Below are 21,123 nucleotides of genomic sequence, written 5' to 3' on the forward strand. Positions count from 1 at the left end.
AGCCACGCTTCATCTCATTTTCATTCCAGCTCCCGGCTTGTCGGCGGACCGAGCCCCAAAGGAGTTGGCATGCCCGCCATCCATGCTTCCCGTCATCACGGCCTGCTCGACCTGGCCGACCTGCGCAAACGCGCCAAACGCTTGCTGAAAGCGCTAAACAACGGCGAGGCCGAGGACGCGCGCGCCCAACTGCGCCTACTCGGCCTGACTGGCCCGCATTACAGGCTCGCTGACACCCAGTGGCTGCTGGCCCGCGAAGCGGGTTTTGCCAGTTGGCCAAAGCTCAAGGCGCATGCGGACGCTGTCGCCTTTGCAGCGCGCCACCCAAGCTTCACCGCCGATGGCGAGTCTACCGTGCAGCACTGGCGCTGCGGCAATGACATCGCCCATAGCTTGCGCACAGTGGGCTTTAACGGCGCGTTTCACATGTTCGACGACCCGATGGTCATGGGGCCGGTGCCGGCACTGCCAGAAGATGAGTACTGGCCCGTGCGTGCCGCGTATACGCAACAGGCGTTCAACCTTGGCGCGCAGGACGTCGAGCAGCGCCAGGCTAGGCAGCGCGCAGCACTGGCACAGTTGAACGCTGATAGTGAAGTTGTGCTCTGGTGCGAAGGGGATGCTTACGATCAGCTATTTCTGATCCGGATTCTGGCAAGCCTGCCCTGCCTGCCGCGGCGGCTCGAGCTGATCGAAATTACCGAGGTGCCCGGCGTCGAGCGCTTCATCGGCATCGGCCAACTCGCCCCCGACCTGCTTGCCTGGCTTTGGCCACAACGGCGGCCTTTGGGCCCAGACGCCCTAGCGTTAGCGAAGCAGGCTTGGGCTGCCTATACCGCACCAGCCCCACGCGCTTGGGCTGCCCTTGCGGCTCAGGAACACCCGTGTTTACCCCAATTAAGCGCAGCACTTGCGCGCCAGTTGCAGGAGTTGCCAGGGGCAAAGGATGGCCTGAGCCTCACAGAGCGCTTGCTGTTACGCATCCTCGCGCAAAAGGGTGAGCTCCCGGCCGGCCGAGTGTTTGCACAGCTGATGATGCACGATGAACCATTGCCTTACCTGGGCGACCTGATGTTCCACGTGCTGCTGCAACCGCTGATCCATGCACCGCACCCGCTGTTGCTGGAAGGCTCAGGAGAGGGCTGGGCGCAACGGCCCTTGAGGCTGACTGCACTGGGCGAAAGCGTTCTCGACGGGCAGGCCAATTGGCTGGATCAGGCGCCTCCCCCGCGCTGGGTTGGCGGTGTACTTATCGACGCTGAGCAAGCGCCTTGGGTCGTCAGCGAGCGAGGCGAAGTCTGGCAGCGCCATTAGGGAAATGCTGCTGGCGCTTGATCTCAAAGGGACTCAGCCCTTTCAAGCGCCAGCACGTACCCGCCGCATCACCATACCCACCAGCACCACATTGACCAGTGCCAGCAGGCACAAGGTCACCAATACCCCCATTGAGCCAAAGTGCTCAAACAGATATCCACCCACCAGCGGCGTCAAGGCCTGGCCGATCAGCGAAGGCCGCGACATGCGCCCCATCAGCAGCACATACTGCGCGGGTGGCATCATTGCCAGCGGCAATAGCCCGCGCACGATCGCCCGCAAGCCGTTACCGCAACCGAATACCAGCAGGCCCACGGCCGTGGCCGCCGGCACCAGCGTCACCAGCAGCAAGCCCACCAGCACCAGGCTTACCCAGGCCAGCGCCGTCCAGATCGGGTGGCGCTTGCCCGCCAGAATCTGCAGCACCCGCGAGGCCACCTGGCTGGGGCCGAGCATCGCCGCCAGGCCGATCGCCACCGGCAGCGAATGCCCAAGGCCCTGGAGCACGGCGACCAACTGCACGGCAATCGCCGTCATGATGATCGCGCCAATGGCGAACATGCCGGTCAACAGCAGGTAGAGCTGGCGATCTACCCCTACTGCAGCGCTGTTCTGCTGTACCTTGCGCACCTCGACCTGCCCGCCTTGCGGCAATACACGCCAATACAACGGAGCTACCACCAGTAGCAGCACGACCGCATAGCACACGCAAGTCATGCGCCAGCCCAGGTGCTCGATGGCCAACGCTACGGTCGGCCACGACAGGGTCGAGGCAAAGCCGGCAATCAGGGTGATGCCAGTGATAGCCTTGCCAGCGCCCTCGCCATACAGGCCGCCCAGGGTCGAGAACAAGGCCTCGTACAGCCCCATGGCCATGCCCACACCGATCACCGCCCAAGCCAGCAGGAACACCAACAGGCTGTGGCTGGCAGCCATGATCAGCAGGCCCACTGCAACCACCGCACCACTGGCCGCCATTTGCGGGCGGCCGCCGTAGCGGGCGACCAGGCGGCTGGACAACGGGGCGCACAGCGCCGAGACCATCAGGCTCAGCGACAACGCGCCGTACACCCACTGGCTGGGCCAGCCAGTGTCACGGCTGATCGGGTCGGCCATCACGGCCATGAGGAAGAACGAACCGCCCCAGACCAGGATTTGCAGGATGCCCAGGCAGACGATGCCGAGGGGCCTGGGGAATTGGGGGGTGCTTTTCACTACGAGGCCTTGAGTCACATACGAGGGTGTCTGCCCCGGCCCTTTCGCGGGACAAGCCCGCTCCCACAGGAAATGCGCCACCTTCAGAATTGACGCGGTTGCTGTGGGAGCGGGCTTGCCCCGCGAAAGGGCCAGCACAGGCACCCTACCATGCCCACCATCGATGAAATATCCCGACATATCATTCAGCGTGATAATAACCTTCGCCCCGTTCGATTCGTGCCTCACGCGCAAGACACTCACACTCCGCCCACTACTAATACATTGGCGGAGTTCTCCATGGAACAATCACTCAAACCCTTGCGCTTTCCACTCGCTGCCTTGGCAGTCGTAGTGCTCAGCGCTTGCGGTCGAACCCCCGACGCCGTGCAGGCGCCCGCCGCGCCCAAGGTCAGCGTGGCCAAGGTGATCGAGCAGCCGATCAACGAATGGGACGAGTTCACCGGCCGCCTCGAAGCCCCGGAAACCGTCGAAGTGCGGCCACGGGTCTCGGGCCAGATCGACCTGGTTGGTTTCACCGAGGGCGCGCAGGTCAAGAAAGGCGACCTGCTGTTCCAGATCGACCCACGCCCGTTCCAGGCAGAGGTCCGCCGCCTCGAAGCCCAACTGCAACAAGCCAAGGCTACAGCCATTCGCAGCGCCAACGAAGCCCGCCGCGGCGAGCGCCTGCGTGACAGCAACGCGATCTCCGCCGAGCTTGCCGAGTCGCGCAGCAGCGCCGCCGCCGAAGCCCGCGCCGGGGTCGATGCGATCCAGGCCCAACTCGACCTGGCCCGCCTGAACCTGAGCTTCACCCGCGTGACCGCGCCCATCAGCGGCCGGGTCAGCCGTGCCCAGTTCACGGCCGGCAACATCGTCACCGCCGACGTCACCCCGCTGACCAGCGTGGTCTCCACCGACAAGGTCTACGCCTATTTCGACGCCGACGAGCGCGTGTACCTCAAGTACACCCAGCTGGCGCGTGAAGGCCAGCGCGGCCAGGCCACCCCGGTGTACCTCGGCCTGACCAACGAAACCGGCAACCCGCACCTGGGCCAGATGAACTTCGTCGACAACCAGGTCAACCCGCGCACTGGCACCATCCGTGGCCGCGCCGTGTTCGACAACCGCGACGGCCAGTTCACCCCTGGCCTGTATGCCCGCCTGAAGCTGGTCGGCAGCGCCCAGTACGACGCCGTGCTGATCAACGACGAAGCCGTCGGCACCGACCTTGGCAAGAAGTTCGTGCTGGTGATGGACAAGGACAACAAAGCCGCCTACCGCGCGGTAGAGCTGGGACCGAAGCTAGAAGGCCTGCGCATCGTGCGCAGCGGCCTGGCCAAGGACGACCGCATCGTGGTCAGGGGCCTGCAGCGTGTGCGCCCAGGCTCCACGGTAACCCCGGAAGACACCCCGATGGCCAGCGAGCAGACCCTCGCCGCCCTCGCCCAACAGCGCCAGGCCCTGGAGGCCAGCAACCCGGCGCCGAAGGTAGCGGGCGCCACTGTAAAAGTCGCCAGCGCCCAAGCGCCACGCGGTTAAGGGACCACACCGATGAACTTCTCGAAATTCTTCATCACCCGGCCGATCTTTGCGGCGGTACTGTCGCTGGTACTGCTGATCGCAGGGTCGATCTCGCTGTTCCAGTTACCGATCAGCGAATACCCCGAGGTAGTGCCGCCTACAGTGGTGGTGCGTGCCAACTTCCCGGGCGCCAACCCCAAGGTGATCGGTGAAACGGTCGCCGCGCCGCTGGAGCAGGCCATCACCGGCGTGGAGAACATGCTGTACATGTCCTCCCAGTCCACCGCCGATGGCAAGCTGACACTGACCATCACCTTCGCCCTGGGCACTGACCTGGACAACGCGCAGGTGCAGGTCCAGAACCGTGTCACCCGTACCCAGCCCAAGCTGCCGGAGGAAGTGACGCGCATTGGTATCACCGTCGACAAGGCCTCGCCCGACCTGACCATGGTCGTGCACCTGACGTCGCCGGACAACCGCTACGACATGCTCTACCTGTCCAACTACGCCATCCTCAACATCAAGGACGAGTTGGCGCGCCTGGGCGGCGTGGGTGATGTGCAGCTGTTCGGCATGGGCGACTACTCGCTGCGCGTGTGGCTGGACCCGAACAAGACCGCTTCGCGCAACCTGACCGCCAGCGACGTCGTTGCGGCCATCCGTGAGCAGAACCGCCAGGTTGCGGCCGGCCAATTGGGCGCCCCGCCCGCCCCCGGCTCCACCAGCTTCCAGCTGTCAATCAACACCCAAGGCCGGTTGGTCAATGAGGAAGAGTTCGAGAACATCATCATCCGTGCCGGGGCCGATGGCGAAATCACCCGCCTGAAAGACATCGCCCGGGTCGAGCTGGGCTCCAGCCAGTACGCCCTGCGCTCGCTGCTGAACAACCAGCCGGCGGTGGCGATCCCGATCTTCCAGCGCCCAGGCTCCAATGCCATCGACATCTCCGACGAAGTGCGGGCGAAAATGGCCGAGCTGAAGAAGGACTTCCCTGAGGGGATGGACTACAGCATCGTCTATGACCCGACTGTGTTCGTCCGTGGTTCGATCGAAGCGGTAGTGCACACGCTGTTCGAAGCGCTGATCCTGGTCGTCCTGGTCGTGATCCTGTTCCTGCAGACCTGGCGCGCCTCGATCATTCCGCTGCTGGCCGTGCCGGTGTCGCTGATCGGTACCTTTGCCGTGATGCACCTGTTCGGCTTCTCACTCAATGCCTTGTCGCTGTTCGGGCTGGTATTGGCCATCGGTATCGTGGTGGACGACGCCATCGTCGTGGTGGAGAACGTCGAGCGTAATATCGGGCTTGGCCTGAAACCGCTGGAAGCCACGCAAAAGGCCATGAGCGAAGTGACCGGGCCGATCATCGCCACCGCCTTGGTGCTGTGCGCCGTGTTCGTACCTGCGGCGTTCATTTCCGGGCTTACCGGCCAGTTCTACAAGCAATTTGCCCTGACCATCGCCATCTCGACCGTGATCTCGGCATTCAACTCGCTGACCTTGTCGCCGGCCTTGGCGGCTGTGCTGCTCAAAGACCACCACGCGCCCAAGGACCGTTTCTCGCGGTTGCTGGAAAAGCTGCTGGGCAGTTGGCTGTTCGCGCCGTTCAACCGGTTCTTCGACCGTGCCAGCCACAGCTATGTTGGCGGCGTGCGCCGGGTCATCCGCTCCAGCGGCATCGCCCTGTTCGTCTACGCTGGCCTGATGGGCCTGACCTACCTGGGCTTCTCGTCCACCCCGACCGGTTTCGTACCGGCCCAGGACAAGCAGTACCTGGTCGCCTTCGCCCAACTGCCAGACGCCGCCAGCCTCGACCGCACCGAGGCGGTGATCAAGCGCATGAGCGAAATCGCCCTGAAGCAACCGGGTGTTGCCGACTCGGTGGCCTTCCCAGGCCTGTCGATCAACGGTTTCACCAACAGCCCGAACAGCGGCATCGTGTTCACCCCGCTCAAGCCATTTGACGAGCGTAAAGACCCGAGCCAGTCGGCAGCCGCCATCGCCGCCGCGCTGAATGCCCAGTTCGCCGACATCCAAGACGCCTACATCGCGATCTTCCCGCCTCCGCCGGTTCAAGGTTTGGGCACCATCGGCGGCTTCCGCCTGCAGATCGAGGACCGCGGCAACCTGGGCTACGAAGCGCTGTACAAAGAAACCCAGAACATCATCGCCAAGAGCCACAACGTGCCGGAGCTGGCTGGCCTGTTCACCAGCTACCAGGTCAACGTGCCACAGGTCGATGCAGCCATCGACCGCGAAAAGGCCAAGACCCACGGCGTGGCGATCAATGACATCTTCGACACCCTGCAGGTCTACCTGGGCTCGCTGTACACCAACGACTTCAACCGCTTTGGCCGTACCTACCAGGTCAACGTTCAGGCAGAACAGCAGTTCCGTCTCGACGCCGAGCAGATCGGCCAGTTGAAGGTGCGCAACAACCTGGGCGAGATGATCCCGCTGGCGACCTTCCTCAAGGTCAGCGACACCTCCGGGCCTGACCGCGTCATGCACTACAACGGCTTCATCACTGCCGAGATCAACGGCGCGGCGGCACCGGGCTACAGCTCTGGCCAGGCCGAGGCAGCCATTGAAAAATTGCTCAAGGAAGAGCTGCCCAACGGCATGACCTTCGAGTGGACCGACCTGACCTACCAGCAGATCCTCTCGGGCAACACCGCGCTGTTCGTCTTCCCGCTCTGCGTGCTGCTGGCCTTCCTGGTGCTGGCCGCCCAGTACGAAAGCTGGAGCCTGCCGCTGGCGGTGATCCTGATCGTGCCGATGACCCTGCTGTCGGCCATTACCGGGGTGATCATCTCGGGTGGCGACAACAACATCTTCACCCAGATCGGCTTGATCGTACTGGTGGGCCTGGCGTGCAAGAACGCGATCCTAATCGTCGAGTTCGCCAAGGATGAACAGGCCAAGGGCCTCGACCCGCTGGCTGCAGTACTGGAAGCCTGCCGCCTGCGCCTGCGGCCGATCCTTATGACCTCGATCGCCTTCATCATGGGCGTGGTACCGCTGGTGTTCTCCTCCGGTGCCGGCTCGGAAATGCGCCACGCCATGGGTGTCGCGGTGTTCTCGGGGATGATCGGCGTCACTGTATTCGGGCTGTTCCTGACGCCTGTGTTCTTCTTCCTGATCCGCCGTTTCGTCGAACGCCGCCAGGCCCGCAAGGCCGAACGCGTTCAATCGCTGGAGAGCCACGCATGAATATGCTCAAGCCCCTGACCCCGAGCCTGTTGGCCTTGGCCCTGGCGGCCTGTGCGGTGGGCCCGGACTACAAGACGCCGACCACCGAGCCTGCCCATTTCGACACTGAAATGCAGGCCAAGGCCTACGACCGCAGCCGCTTCGAAAGCATCTGGTGGAAGCAGTTCGACGACCCGGTGCTGAACCAACTGGTGCAGGCCTCGCTCGACGGCAACCGTGACCTTCGGGTGGCCTTCGCCCGGCTGAAGTCGGCCCGTGCGATCCGTGAGGACGCCTCGAACGACCAGTTGCCGGTGGTCACCAGCCGTGCCAGCAGCGAAATCGGCAAGGGCCAGGTCCCCGGCCAGACTGAGCAGCGGGTTAACAGCGAACGCTACGACCTGGGCCTGGACATGGCTTGGGAGCTTGACCTGTTCGGCCGTATCCAGCGCCAGATCGAAGCCAGCGAAGCCCAGGAAGCCGCTGCCGCAGCCGACTTGCAGCAGTTGCAGGTCAGCCTGATCGCCGAACTGGTCGACGCCTACGGCCAACTGCGTGGCGCGCAGTTGCGCGAGAACATCGCCCTGGCCAACCTCAAGACTCAGCAAGAATCGCGCAGCATCACCGAAACCCTGCGCGATGCCGGGGTCGGCAACGAACTCGACGTGGTCCGGGCCGATGCGCGCCTGGCCGGCGTCGAGGCCACCGTGCCGCAGCTACAGGCCGAACAGGCGCGTGCCCGCCATCGCATCGCCACCCTGCTTGGTCAACGCCCGGATGCACTGAGCGTCGACCTGTCGCCCAAGGCCCTGCCGGCGATCGCCAAAGCGCTGCCGGTGGGCGACCCTGGCGAGTTGCTGCGGCGCCGCCCGGATATCCGCAGTGCCGAACGCCAGCTGGCGGCCGCTACGGCCAACGTCGGTGTCGCCACCGCTGACCTGTTCCCGCGGGTCAGCCTCAGTGGCTTCCTCGGCTTTACCGCCGCACGCGGCTCGCAGATTGGGTCTTCGGCAGCCAATGCCTGGGGCCTTGGCCCTAGCATCACCTGGGCGGCCTTCGACCTGGGCAGCGTACGGGCCCGCCTGCGCGGTGCCAAGGCAGACGCCGAAGGCGCCCTGGCCAACTATGAGCAGCAGGTGCTGCTGGCCCTGGAAGAGTCGGCCAATGCCTTCAGCGATTACGACAAGACACAGCAGCGCCTGCTGTCGCTGATGCGCCAGAGTGACGCCAGCCGCAAGGCTGCGGAGCTGGCGTCGATCCGTTATCGCGAAGGTACGGTGGACTACCTGGTGTTGCTCGACGCTGAACGTGAACGCCTCAGCGCTGAAGATGCCCAGGCCCAGGGTGAGGTCGAGCTGTACCGGGGTATCGTCTCGATCTACAAAGCCTTGGGCGGTGGCTGGCAACCTGAAACGGTGGCCAGCACGCGCTGATTTCACCCGCTTTATCGACTCCTTTGGTTGGTTCCTCCCCCAACCGTTTGCCCCGCTGGCCTCGGCCTGCGGGGCTTTTTTTGATGCCTTGTACGGGCTGTGACGGCCGTGGCACCGCCAAGCCTTCAGCGGTTGCATTTGCCCCCTAGCTGCCCCAAGCTCTGCCCTTCCTGCCGCCACGGACCGTCCGATGCCCAGACGCAACCGCTACCTGATCGCCTTGCTGCTGCTGATTCTGGTGTCGGCCATGATCAGCTACCTGCCGCGAGACGAACAGCCGGCGCCGCCTACGCTGCCCGCGCACAGCTACGCCAAGGCCTTGCGCCAGGCCCATGAAGGCTTGCCGGGGGCAGCGCGGGTGCTGTACCAGCAGTTGCAACGTAACGACCTGGCCCCCATCCGCCGTGCGGCCCTGTATGCCGAGCTGCCCAACTACCCCTCCCCACAGGCGCTGAAACTCGCGCGCCTGGACCTGGAGCATGCCGACCCGCTGGTACGCCGAGCCGCCATCGCCGGTATCCGCCGCCTGCTCCCCGCCGCGCAACGCAGCCTGGTGCTGGGCCCGTTGCTGGATGATGCGGATCAAAGTGTACGTTTCGCTGCCGTGGACGCCCTGCTGGGCCTCGACCCGGACGCCATAGGCCTGTACTTCGGCCCCTTGCAGGCCGCCCTTGAGCAGTATCAGCAGGCGCTGGAGCTGCAGCCCGAAGACGCCGACGCGCAGGTGCACTTGGCGCGCCTGTACCTGCACGAAAACGACTACACCCAGGCAGCTACGGCCTTGCAACGCGCCCTGCAGGTTGCACCAGGCAATCTGGACGCGCTGGCAACCCAGGTACGCCTGCTGGAGCGCCAGGGCCATCACGACGCCTCCCGCCAAGTGCTGGCCAAGGCTTTGCTGCTGAGCCCCGACTCAGCCTTTCTGCAATATGAGCTCGGGCTCTGGCTCAATCGCCACGAACAGCGTGAGTACGCCTTGCTGGCCTTATCGCGTGCGGTGGAGCTGGACCCGGACAACGCCGACTACCGCTACTCGCTGGCAATGACCTTGCATGAGCTCGACCAGGTCGACGCTGCGCAAAAGCAGCTGGAAACCGTGCTCAATCGGCAACCGGCCAATCGCCGGGCCCGGCTGTTGCTGATCCAGTACTGGAAAGAGACCGGCCAACTGCAGAACGTCCAGGTGCTACTGGCCGAACTAGAGCGCCAGAACCCTGACGATCCGGTGCTGCAACAAGGCCTGTAGGCCCCGCCCCTAATTCGTTGAACCCTAAGCGGCAGCCCGTGGTCCAGTGAGTATCGAACCACTGGCGGCAGGCCAACCTCGGCCCTGCCCACTGTCACAGGAGCGTCGCTTTGGCCAGTTCGTTGGCGCTGGACGAACGTGCCTTGATCCTGGCCCCCCCGCAACTTGCCGCGGATACCGCGCGTCTACTGGCGTCCGCTGGCATCGAGAGCCAGTGCACCCTCGACATCGCCAACCTGCACGCCTGCCTGATTGAAGGCGCAGCCTTGGTCATCATCGCCGAACAACATTTCAGCAATGGCCCCAGCGTACCGTTGCAGGGGTTTATCGACCAACAGCCCAGCTGGTCCGACCTGCCCATCTTGTTGATCATGGACTTGGCCGCCACTGCCACCCGGCCTTCTCACCCGCCGGACGGTAACCTGATGCAGTTGCTCTGCCCGCTTGATGACGGGCAAGTGCTGCAGCTGGCGCGTATCGCCCAGCGCAACCGCCGCCATCAATACCTGGCGCGGGATCAACTGTCTGCACTGCAACAGCGGATGGACGCCCGCAGCCAGGAACAGCACAGCAGCGAGCTTGCCCGCACACAAATTCGCAAGATGGAAGCTGTCGGCCAGTTGGCCGGTGGCATTGCTCATGATTTCAACAACCTGCTGACCAGTATCGGCGGTAGCTTCGAGCTGATCGAGCGACGCTTGAGCAAAGGCCGAAGCGACAGCCTGGAAGGCATTTTGCGCATGGGCCAGGAGGCCGTGTCACGCGCAGGAAAATTGACCCATCGGCTGCTGGCCTTTTCCAGCCGGCAATCGTTGCACAGCCAGCGGGTCGACCTGCATGCATTGCTGGAGGCGAAGCGCCTGAACGCTGGCCTGACCCACTCGGTGACCCTGCAACTGCACGTGCCCAACGACCTGTGGGCCGTGGAGGCCGATGATGGGCAACTGCGCGAAGCCCTCGACAACCTGCTGTTCAATGCCTGCGAAGCCATGCCCACCGGCGGCCTGCTGCGTATCGAGGCCAGCAACCAGCAGATTGAGGCCAAGCAGTTCGCCGACGGCGCCCTGAACAGCGGTGATTACCTGCGCCTGCGCATCATCGACAACGGCCAGGGTATGTCGCAGAGCACGTTGGAACACGCTTTCGAGCCGTTTTTCAGCACCAAACCCGTCGGCCAGGGCATCGGCCTTGGCCTTTCTATGGTGTATGGCTTCAGCAAGCAGTCGCATGGGCATGTCACCCTGCAGAGCAAGATCGGCCATGGCACCCAGGTCGACCTGTACTTGCCGCGGCACGTCGGCGAGGCAATGCCCAAACGCCCAGCCCTCGCACCTGCGCCTGACAGCACGGGCCACCATGTGCTGGTGGTCGAAGACGACCCGCATGTGCGCCAATTACTGTGTCAGGCACTGAGCGAAGACGGCTTCCCCTGCCAAACCGCCGCCAACGCCAATGAAGCCCTGCAGATCCTGCGGTCGTCACAACGGATCGACCTGTTGGTCAGCGATGTTGGCCTGCCGGGCATGAATGGACGGCAACTGGCGGAGATCGCACGTACCCTGCGGCCACGCCTGCCGGTGCTGTTCATTACCGGATACGCGGAAACGGCCATGGCTCGCGAAGGCTTCCTCGGCGCTGGCATGCACCTCATATGCAAACCATTCGAGCTCAAGCAGTTGCAGGCGCAGGTGACGCAGATTCTCGGCAAGCCCTGCACCGGTTCAACCGCCTAGCATGTGCAAGGCCTGGTTCGCCAAGTGCTCCAGCGCAAACGGCTTGAGCATCAATGCGGTGCCCGGCTGATCGAGCAACTGGGCTTCGATCGGCTGGTCGGTGTAGCCGGTGATGAACAGAATCTTCTGCGACGGCACGATCATGCGGATTGCCTTGGCCACTTGCCGCCCACTGAACCCACCCGGCAAGCCGATATCCGTGATTACCAGGTCAAAAGGCCCGTCATGGCGGAAGCGGTCCAGCGCTGAATTGGCATCTTGAACGTCACAGATGGCAAACCCGCGCTCGGTGAGAAATTCGCGCATCAGTGCACGCAGGTTGAGTTCGTCATCAACCAACAATACACGCTGGCCTTGTGCACGTTTAACGCTTGGCAGGCATACCGGTTGCTCCTCCGGAACCGGCGCCAGGCTACGCGGAAACAGCATGGAGACTTTCGTCCCTTGGCCTTGGGTCGACTCTATCCACACATAGCCCCCCGACTGCCCGACAAAGCCATAGACCATCGGCAGGCCAAGCCCCGATCCCCGTCCCAGGGGCTTGGTCGTGAAGAACGGTTCAAAGGCCTTGGCGACCTCTGCGGCCGACATCCCGTGGCCGTCATCCTCAACATGCAAGGCCACATAGTCGCCTGGCGGCAGCCCGTTCTCATCCGGGAAATGCGTCGCCAAGCGTTCGTTGACCGTCCTGATCGTGACGGTGCCGCGCTCAAGGCACGCTTCACGGGCGTTCGCGCACAGGTTGATCAAGGCATTTTCAAACTGGGTGACATCGACGCTGACAGCCCAGGGGGTGACGTCCAACTGCCACTGCAGGCTCATTTCCGCGCCCAGCGCCTGCTGCAACAAGGGCTCGATCAGAGACAGCTGTCGGTTGACATTCAGTGGCCTGGCCTCCAGCGGCTGGTTACTGGAAAACGCCAACAGCCGGTGGGTGAGGTTCATGGCCCGTTGCACCGAGTCTCGCGCCAGTTCCACATAGGTCTCGATACGCTCCAGGCGCCCTTGCAGCAAGCGGCGTTGCAACAGCTCGAGGCTGCCACCGATGCCGGACAGCAAGTTGTTCATTTCATGGGCCATGCCCCCTGCCAGCTGGCCAACCACCTCCAGGCGCTCGCTGTTGCGCAACAAGGCCTCGGACTGGCGTGTGGCTTCTTCGCGGTCTGCGGTGATGTCGCGGCCGACGGCGGTCAGTAAGTTGCCATCGAATTTAGCGGACCAGCTAAACCAGCGGTAGTGGCCGTCCTGGTGGCGCAGGCGGATATCGATCTGTTCAGCCTCCTGACCCTGCACAAAGCTGGAGACCGCCACCTGCACTTCAGCGCGGTCCGCTGGGTGGATCAGCTCCAATATCGACATGTTCTGTACCAACGCCTCACGCCAGCCCAGGATGCGGTGCCAGGCGGGGTTGGCGGAGTGTAGCGTCAGCTCACGGGTAACAATCATCATGGCATCGCGGGACAATTGCCAGATCTGCTCCCGATCGGCCATGTAGCGTTGGAGCTGTTTTTCAAAGGCCGTCGCCTGCTCGCGCCAATGATGGTGCGCCTCGGCACTGGCCTTGGTTTCGATGACCGTGTGCAGAAAACCTGCAACGCCACCCTGCTCGTCCCGAATCGGCGAGTAGCCGAAGGCACACCACAAGGGGTCGGTGACGTTGCCACGCTCGATGCGCAGCGGCGGGTCTTCGACGAAACTCGAACGGCCTTCAAGCGCCTTGTACACCCAAGGCCCCATGCCCTGCCAGGCATCGCGCCAGAGCACGTCGAACGCCTGCCCCAATGCATCCTGGCCACCGCCCCGGAGCATCCGATAGGCGTCGTTATGGACCACGCTCAGGTCCGCCCCCCACACCACCGCACACGGGAATGGCGAGCCTTGCATCATGTCGACGGCAATGCGCAGCGAGGCCGGCCAGCGTGGCAGCGGCCCTAGCGACGTACGGCCCCAATCGAATTGGGCAATGCGTTCACCCATGGGATCAGCTGATGCCGGGTTGGACGCCAGCAGGGTGACCTGCGGCTCAACTTCGCGCGGGGTACCGTTTGCGACCAATCTCATGACTCCAATGGCTGATGGGTGGCGACGTTGTTCACGTTAGCACAGCATGCGCTGCATTTATGGCGTACCGGCAGGTGGCAGCTATGCTGATTAGGTTTTCCACTGAGCCATGGAATAGCGGTCCCTTTAGGTTGCCGATGGGAGTGTGGTCATGAGCAAGAAGAAGATGCTGGTAGTGCTGACCAATACGGCCAAGTACCCGCGCCTCAATCGAGCAACCGGGCTGTGGTTGGGCGAGGCTGTGCATTTTGTCGAAAAGATCCAGAACGCAGGCTACAGCGTCGATTATGTCAGCCCCAGCGGCGGCTACGTGCCGATCGACCCGCACAGCCTGCAAATGGCACCCGATCTGGACTGGGCGTGGTACGACGACAAGGACTTCATGACACGTCTGGGTGCCACACTCAGCCCGGGGCTGGTCAAGGCTGACGACTACAGCGTCATCTATTACACCGGTGGGCACGGGGTGATGTACGACTTTGCCAATAACCAGCCGTTGCAAGAGATCGCGCGCAAAATCTATGAGAATAAAGGCATTGTGGCGGCCGTTTGCCACGGCGTTGTCGGCCTTTTGAACATCAAGCTCAGTGACAACAGCCTGCTGCTGAAAGACCGTAAGGTCACCGGTTTTTCCAACATCGAGGAACAACTGGTGGAACTGGACAAGGTTGTGCCTTTTCTCACCGAAAACGAACTGGTTGCTCGGGGCGGTATTTACAGCAAGCACGATGACCCGTGGAAACCTTACGTGGTGAGCGACGATCGGCTGATTACTGGGCAAAACCCAGATTCCACTGCATTGTTGGCTGAAGAGGTACTCGCAAAACTCGAGGCATAGTGACGGCTTACGCCTGATTACATCGTTTCTCGAAGCGCGGGCCGCACGTGGACTACATCCGACACGCAATTGATTACATAGGCTCCCAGACTACCTGCCCACCACGGGCAGCATCAGACTGGAGAACAATAGCCTATGTCGAAAATCATGCATGCCGGGCGCAGTTTGCTGGAATTGCTGCTCATCATGGCCATCGGGCTGGTGCCGGTGGTGTCCGGGTTGTTGGTCATGGTGTTTCAGCTGGAGAAAAAGCTGGAGGAAAACGCACAGATCTCCGTCCAGGAAGCGGTATTCACCATCGATAAAGTGCTGGACCGCATGCAAAGCACCGTTATCCTCGCCCAGCCTGTTGCAGGCAAGGCGTGCGCCGAAGTCCACAGCACCCTGCAGGATCAGGTAGCCCGTGACCCCTTGCTACGCGCGTTGACCTTGGTGCGCGACCAGGAAGCGTATTGCAGCACCCACTCGGACTCCCTCGACCATCTTTCGGCCTTCGCCCAGTCCGGGCAACAGGTTGAACTCGCGCTCGACTCGCCAGCATTACCCACTACGCTGGTGACCCACTTTCAGGAACCGGGCAACAACCCGAGCGTGATCGTGACAGGCTATGCCACTGAACTGCGCAACGAGCTGCGGGCCTTTCAGGATGGCCTGACACTGCTTCTGGAGTTCGGTGACCAATACATCTGGAGCCATGGAGACAGCCGCGACCCGCATCGGCCTTCGCAGCCCGAGTATGCCCAAAGGGCAATCTCCGAGAAGTATGGGTATGCGGTGAGGGGCGGTTATGCCAGAGGCTATACGGCCCAAGAAATCCGCCAATCGATGTTGCAGGTCCTGCCTTCCCTGGTACTGGTAGGCATCGTGACCGGCTCGATCGTCTACTGGGGCCTGTTCAGGGCGCGTCGCAACAAGCGTGGTACCGCCGCCGAAGCGGCATGACGGCGGTACCAGCACCTATCAATCGGTGCTCAATACACCGCGGCGAACCTGGTCCCGTTCGATGGATTCGAACAGGGCCTTGAAGTTACCTTCGCCAAAGCCATCATCACCCTTGCGCTGGATGAACTCGAAGAATACCGGCCCTAGCAAGGTCTCCGAGAAGATTTGCAGCAGCAAACGCTTGTCGCCCTGCTCTGCAGCGCCGTCGAGCAGGATGCCGCGCGCTTGCAGTTGGTCGACAGGTTCACCGTGACCTGGCAGGCGCTCTTCGAGCATCTCGTAGTAGGTCTGCGGCGGCGGGGTCATGAAGCGCATGCCGATGCCCTTCAGGGCATCCCAGGTCTTGAGCAGGTCGTCGGTCAGGAAGGCCACGTGCTGAATGCCTTCGCCGTTGAACTGCATCAGGAATTCTTCGATCTGCCCGGCGCCCTTGGACGATTCTTCGTTGAGCGGGATGCGGATCATGCCATCGGGTGCGGTCATGGCACGCGAGGTCAGGCCGGTGTACTCGCCCTTGATATCGAAGTAGCGGATCTCGCGGAAGTTGAACAGCTTTTCGTAGAACCCGGCCCAGTAGGCCATGCGCCCACGGTAAACGTTATGGGTCAGGTGATCGATGATCTTCAGGCCTGCGCCCACCGGGTTGCGGTCTACGCCTTCGATGAAGTTGAAGTCGATATCGTAGATCGAGCTGCCTTCTTCAAAGCGGTCGATCAGGTACAGCGGCGCGCCACCGATGCCCTTGATTGCGGGCAGGCGCAGCTCCATCGGGCCGGTTTCGATTTCGACAGGCTGAGCGCCAAGTTCAAGCGCACGGGCATAGGCTTCGTGAGCATTGCGAACGCGGAACGCCATGCCACAGACCGACGGGCCGTGTTCGGCGGCGAAGTACGAAGCGATGCTCTTGGGTTCGTTGTTCAGAATAAGGTTGATGCCGCCCTGACGGTACAGGTGCACGTCTTTGGAGCGGTGGGTGGCGACCTTGGTGAAACCGAGTATCTGGAAAACCGGCTCGAGCACACCTGGGGTCGGCGATGCCAGCTCGATGAACTCGAAGCCCATCAGGCCCATTGGATTTTCGAAAATATCAGCCATGTTCTTGTCCTCATCTACAGCGAAAAATTAGTGATTTCCGGGGATGTAGAACAGAACAGGCGGTGAGCACGGGATGCCACGCACGCTGCGAGCGAGGAAGCCACCAATGATCAGTTTGAACCCATGCTTTGTCATATGGACCCATTCTCGGCGGGCTTGATTCTCCCGAATGTGGAGAACCTTATTGTTTTATTCGTAACTGGATTCTACATTGCGTAAATCGGTTTGTCGCGCTTTAGTTCGCCCGTGCCCCCGACAAACGGCTATCCTCTGCACGTTCTCTTCAACAGATTAGGCCAGTATGCCCCTCACCCGTAAACGCCGCGCCGGCTGGAGTTGGCGCACCCTGCTGCCTTGGGCGATCGGCGTGCTCCCGGTGGCCTGCGGCCTGGGGGTGATGAACTGGCAGATCGACCGTGAACTGCATGCCAACAGCCATGCTACTGCCGCTCAGGTGATTGACCATGTCGAGCGTATTCTCGACACGGCGTCCAGTACGGCACAAGCGCTGCTGCCGTTGGCAGGCGGCCCGTGCGCGCAGGTGCAACTGGCCCTGCGCGGCCAGGTCACGCGTAACGCCTTTGTGCGCTCCACCAACCTGTTCCAGCACAACACGCTGTATTGCTCCTCGCTGTTCGGTGAGTTTGATGAGGCCGTCGACGCTGGCGACTACGCCAACGGCACGCTGTGGTTGATGAATGGCAACTCGGTAACGCCGGGCCACGCGCTGCTGGTGTATCGGGCCAGCGACGGCGACCGCGGCGCGATCACTACCGTCGATGGCGACCACTTGCTCACGGCACTGCGCCTGATCGGCCCGGACGAGACGCTGCAGATCCGCGTCGGTAACGATTGGATGGGCAAGGACGGTGCTGTTCACGAAGGCTCGCCGCCCACGGCAGCGACTGCCGCGGTGACGTTGAGCTCGACCCGCTACCCGTTCAGCGTGTACGGCGGCTATGGCGCCGACAAGCAAGGCCAACTGCTGCTCAGCCACTACCCCGCCTTGCTCAGCCTGCTGCTGATACTCGGTGCGGTGGCCGGGGCGGTGTGCCACTGGCAGGTCCGCCGCGCCACTTCGCCGCGTGCCGAACTGCAGCGCGCCCTGGAGGCCGACGAGTTTCTGCCGTACTTCCAGCCGGTGGTACGCAAGGGTGATTACCAGTGGGCCGGTGCCGAAGTGCTGATGCGCTGGAACCACCCCCGCGAAGGCCTGGTGCGCCCCGACCTGTTCATCCCCTACGCCGAGCACACCGGCCAGATCGTCGCCATGACCCGCGCATTGATGCTGCACACTGCGCAGAGCCTGGCACCGTATGCCGCGCTGCTGGAGGATGGCTTCCACATTGGCATCAACATCACCGCTGACCATTGCCGCGACCTGAGCCTGCTCGACGATTGCCGGACCTTTCTTCAGCACTTCCCGCCAGGCCGTGTGGCGCTGACCCTGGAACTGACCGAGCGCAAGCTGATCGAAGCCACGCCGGTGACCCTGGACCTGTTCGAGAAGCTGCATGAAATGGGCGTGATGATTGCGTTGGACGATTTCGGCACGGGCCAGTCGAGCCTCAACTACCTGCGCCAGTTCAAGGTCGATTACCTGAAGATCGACCAAAGCTTCGTTGCCATGGTCGGGGGTGACGCACTGTCGTTGCACATCCTCGACACCATTATCGAGCTGTCGGGCAAGCTGGGCCTGGGGATCGTCGCCGAAGGCGTCGAAACCGAGACCCAGCGCGACTACCTGGCCCGGCATAACGTCGACTTCCAGCAAGGCTACCTGTTCGCCAAGCCCATGCCGGCCGAGGCGTTCCTCGAAGCGCTGGCCGCTCGCCAAGGCGTCTCGCGGTTGCCGCAGGACGCGCCCCCTGAGATCATGCGCGGCTGATCCAGCCGCCCAACTCTCCCATTCGAGGCATTCGTGTCAAAAGGCATCCTTTCATCAGTCATGGCGTCGTGCTTGTTCGCCGTGATGTACTTCTATACCTCCCTGCTCACGCCGCTCGATGGTGAGGAAATCTTTGGCTGGCGTACGCTGCTGACGCTGCCTTGCCTGACGCTCTTCATGCTGGTTTCCAAGGACTGGCAGCGTGTTGGTGAGCTGCTGGGGCGGGTAAGGCGTACCCCGGTGCTGCTGCTGGGGATGGTCGGTACGTCCTGGCTGATGGGGGTGCAACTGTGGCTGTTCCTCTGGGCGCCGTTGCACGGGCGTAGCCTGGAGGTGTCGATGGGCTACTTCCTGCTGCCACTGACCATGGTCTTGACCGGGCGCCTGGTCTACGGCGAGCGCCTGTCGCACTTGCAGAAAATCGCCGTGTGCTGCGCTGCGCTGGGTGTCGGGCACGAGCTGTACCAACATGGCAGCTTCGCCTGGGAAACCTTGGTGGTGATGATCGGTTACCCGATCTACTTCGTGCTGCGCCGACGCTGCCGCACCGACCACCTGGGCGGTTTGTGGTGCGACATGTGCCTACTGTTGCCGTGGGCCCTGTACTTCGTGATCCAGGGGCCGTTGTCACCTGCGGACCTGCAGGCGCACCCCGGCCTTTACGCCTTGATCCCGGTGCTGGGGGCGATCAGCGCTTCGGCCCTGATCGCCTACGTGTTGGCCAGCCGTCTGTTGCCGTTCAGCCTGTTCGGCTTGCTCAGCTACGTCGAGCCGGTATTGCTGGTGGGCGTGGCCCTGCTGCTGGGTGAGAGCATCGGCCCGGATCAGTGGCTGACCTACCTGCCGATCTGGGCCGCAGTGCTGGTGCTGGTGCTCGAAGGCTTCAAGCACCTGCTGCGTCAGCGTCGCCGCTCGGTATAAGCCGCACCTGGCGCACACGCCGCTCCTCAACCGCCTCCACAGTCAGCGTCCAGCCATTCCAGGCCAAGCGATCCCCCACCATCGGCAGGCGGTCCAGCAAGCTCATCACCAGGCCCGCGAGGGTCTGGTAGTCCTCGGTGGCACGCGCGCTGAAACCGGTACGCGCCTGCACCTGGCTGAGGTTGAGGGCGCCACTGACGACAAAGCCATCCCCTTCTTCGACGATACCCGGCCCTTCTACCTCACTCGCATCCGGCAGTTCACCGGCGATCGACTCGAGAATATCGGTCATGGTCAGCAGGCCGGTGAAGTCACCGAATTCGTTGACCACGAAGGCAATATGGGTCGATTGACCGCGCATCTGCTCAAGGGCGTTGAGGATGCTGAAGCTTTCCAGCAGGTTCAACGGCGCCCGGGCCATGCGCTCCAGGTCTGGCTGGCTGCCTGACAGCAGTTCCTTGAGCAACTCCTTCTTGTGCACGAAGCCCAGCGGTTCATCGATGCGGCCGTCGCGGATCAGCGGCAGGCGCGAGTACGGCGAATTGGCCAAGGCTTCGGTAATGGCTGCGGCCGGCAGCGCCAGGTCAATCACATCGACCTCGGTGCGAGCGGTCATCACCGTGCGGATCGGCCGCTCGGCAAGGTTCAGCACACCGCTGATCATCACCCGCTCACGGCGGTCGAACAGCACCTCTTCGCCACCGCCCTCGACCAGGTCGGCGATTTCTTCCCCGACCTCGTCAGCCTCGACCCGACGGCCGCCCAACAGGCGCAATACCGCATGGGCCGTGCGCTCACGCAGTGGCTTGTGCTGCTGCAGGCTGCGCTTGCGGCGCGCACGGGCCAGCTGGTTGAACACTTCGATAAGGATCGAGAAGCCGATGGCCGCATACAGGTAGCCTTTCGGGATATGGAAGCCCAGGCCTTCGGCGGTCAGGCTGAAACCGATCATCATCAGGAAGCCCAGGCACAGCATGATCACCGTCGGGTGGGCGTTGACGAAGCGGGTCAGCGGCTTGCTGGCGACAATCATGATGCCGATCGAGAAGATCACCGCGATCATCATGATCGACAACTGCTCGACCATGCCCACGGCCGTGATCACAGCGTCCAGCGAGAACACCGCATCGAGCACCACGATCTGCGCGACGATCGGCCAGAACGCCGCGTGGCGGACCGCACCGCTGGCCTGGGTAACATGCCCTTCAAGCCGTTCGTGCAGTTCCATGGTGGCCTTGAACAGCAGGAACACACCGCCGAACAGCATGATCAGGTCACGGCCCGAGAAGCTCTTGCCGAATACCTCGAACAGCGGCGCGGTCAGCGTCACCATCCACGAGATACTCGCCAACAGGCCCAGGCGCATGATCAGCGCCAGGCTCAAACCGATGATCCGCGCACGGTCACGCTGATGCGGCGGCAGTTTGTCGGCCAGGATGGCGATGAACACGAGGTTGTCGATACCCAGCACCAGCTCGAGGACGATAAGCGTCAACAGGCCTAGCCAGGCCGTGGGGTCGGCTAGCCATTCCATTTGCGGGTACTCACGAGGGAAGCGTCACAAGGACAGGTAAGAGGTGGCCGAGAAGGCCAAGGACAGGGGGGTTCCGCGAAGGTGCTCATAGGTACCTGAATAGAAATTGGGTAAGAGATCCTACAATCACAGCCGGTTTTTCTGACAGTGAGAAACTATTACAAAACCTGTAACGGGGGACTTTTATTCAATACAGCTGACGCCCTGCGCC

The 21,123-nt window shown here is 62.7% G+C and carries 14 protein-coding genes; 10 read left to right on the forward strand and 4 right to left on the reverse strand.

Going from position 1 to position 21,123, the window contains the following annotated elements; translation table 11 throughout:
* Positions 1–69 precede the first annotated feature (69 nt).
* Positions 70–1,314 carry a DUF1835 domain-containing protein gene (locus tag D886_RS0108020; protein ID WP_027593413.1) on the forward strand — a complete coding sequence of 415 codons (1,245 nt, stop codon included), beginning with the start codon at positions 70–72 and terminating at the stop codon, positions 1,312–1,314.
* A 42-nt stretch (positions 1,315–1,356) separates the two neighbouring features.
* On the opposite strand, the gene D886_RS0108025 is transcribed toward D886_RS0108020, so the two are convergent.
* Entirely contained in the window at positions 1,357–2,478 is a 1,122-nt protein-coding gene (locus tag D886_RS0108025) for an MFS transporter (protein WP_027593414.1), read from the reverse strand.
* A 330-nt stretch (positions 2,479–2,808) separates the two neighbouring features.
* Between D886_RS0108025 and mexE the strand changes: the two genes are divergently transcribed.
* The 5 genes from mexE to D886_RS0108050 all read left to right on the forward strand — a co-directional run bounded on the left by mexE (position 2,809) and on the right by D886_RS0108050 (position 11,633).
* Complete coding sequence (mexE, locus tag D886_RS0108030) at positions 2,809–4,050, forward strand: multidrug efflux RND transporter periplasmic adaptor subunit MexE (RefSeq protein WP_027593415.1); 1,242 nt, start codon at positions 2,809–2,811, stop codon at positions 4,048–4,050.
* Positions 4,051–4,062: 12 nt separating this feature from the next.
* Positions 4,063–7,242, forward strand: coding sequence for an efflux RND transporter permease subunit (locus tag D886_RS0108035; protein ID WP_027593416.1), 3,180 nt, complete (start codon positions 4,063–4,065; stop codon positions 7,240–7,242).
* Complete coding sequence (locus D886_RS0108040) at positions 7,239–8,654, forward strand: efflux transporter outer membrane subunit (RefSeq protein WP_027593417.1); 1,416 nt, start codon at positions 7,239–7,241, stop codon at positions 8,652–8,654. The genes D886_RS0108035 and D886_RS0108040 overlap by 4 nt, the downstream gene beginning before the upstream one ends.
* Positions 8,655–8,844: 190 nt before the next feature.
* Positions 8,845–9,900 carry a tetratricopeptide repeat protein gene (locus D886_RS0108045; RefSeq protein ID WP_027593418.1) on the forward strand — a complete coding sequence of 352 codons (1,056 nt, stop codon included), beginning with the start codon at positions 8,845–8,847 and terminating at the stop codon, positions 9,898–9,900.
* Between the two features lie 110 nt (positions 9,901–10,010).
* The gene (locus tag D886_RS0108050) at positions 10,011–11,633 is read left to right on the forward strand and encodes a response regulator (protein WP_027593419.1); all 1,623 of its coding nucleotides are present in this window, start codon (positions 10,011–10,013) and stop codon (positions 11,631–11,633) included.
* On the opposite strand, the gene D886_RS0108055 is transcribed toward D886_RS0108050, so the two are convergent.
* Positions 11,622–13,694: a PAS domain-containing sensor histidine kinase gene (locus tag D886_RS0108055; protein ID WP_050580732.1), complete on the reverse strand. Its 2,073-nt coding sequence runs from the start codon at positions 13,692–13,694 to the stop codon at positions 11,622–11,624. The two genes, D886_RS0108050 and D886_RS0108055, sit on opposite strands and share 12 nt — an antisense overlap.
* A 151-nt stretch (positions 13,695–13,845) precedes the next feature.
* On the opposite strand from D886_RS0108055, the gene D886_RS0108060 reads away from it, so the two are divergent.
* On the forward strand, positions 13,846–14,532 hold the full coding sequence (locus tag D886_RS0108060) for a type 1 glutamine amidotransferase domain-containing protein (protein WP_033694020.1): 687 nt from the start codon (positions 13,846–13,848) through the stop codon (positions 14,530–14,532).
* 135 nt (positions 14,533–14,667) lie between these two features.
* Positions 14,668–15,474 carry a CSS-motif domain-containing protein gene (locus D886_RS0108065; protein ID WP_027593422.1) on the forward strand — a complete coding sequence of 269 codons (807 nt, stop codon included), beginning with the start codon at positions 14,668–14,670 and terminating at the stop codon, positions 15,472–15,474.
* A gap of 18 nt (positions 15,475–15,492) precedes the next feature.
* Here the strand turns inward: D886_RS0108065 and hppD are convergent, their stop codons facing one another.
* Complete coding sequence (gene hppD, locus D886_RS0108070; RefSeq protein ID WP_027593423.1) at positions 15,493–16,569, reverse strand: 4-hydroxyphenylpyruvate dioxygenase; 1,077 nt, start codon at positions 16,567–16,569, stop codon at positions 15,493–15,495.
* Between the two features lie 301 nt (positions 16,570–16,870).
* Between hppD and D886_RS0108075 the strand changes: the two genes are divergently transcribed.
* Together D886_RS0108075 and rarD are read left to right on the forward strand one after the other, a co-directional pair.
* On the forward strand, positions 16,871–18,457 hold the full coding sequence (locus tag D886_RS0108075) for an EAL domain-containing protein (protein ID WP_027593424.1): 1,587 nt from the start codon (positions 16,871–16,873) through the stop codon (positions 18,455–18,457).
* A gap of 33 nt (positions 18,458–18,490) precedes the next feature.
* Complete coding sequence (rarD, locus tag D886_RS0108080; protein ID WP_027593425.1) at positions 18,491–19,378, forward strand: EamA family transporter RarD; 888 nt, start codon at positions 18,491–18,493, stop codon at positions 19,376–19,378.
* Here the strand turns inward: rarD and D886_RS0108085 are convergent.
* Positions 19,341–20,912, reverse strand: a complete 1,572-nt coding sequence (locus tag D886_RS0108085) for a TerC family protein (RefSeq protein ID WP_027593426.1) — start codon at positions 20,910–20,912, stop codon at positions 19,341–19,343. The genes rarD and D886_RS0108085 overlap by 38 nt on opposite strands.
* Between the last annotated feature and the right edge of the window lie 211 nt (positions 20,913–21,123).

Origin of the sequence: Pseudomonas sp. LAIL14HWK12:I7 (genome assembly GCF_000483465.1) — a bacterium.
Classification (GTDB): domain Bacteria; phylum Pseudomonadota; class Gammaproteobacteria; order Pseudomonadales; family Pseudomonadaceae; genus Aquipseudomonas; species Aquipseudomonas kermanshahensis.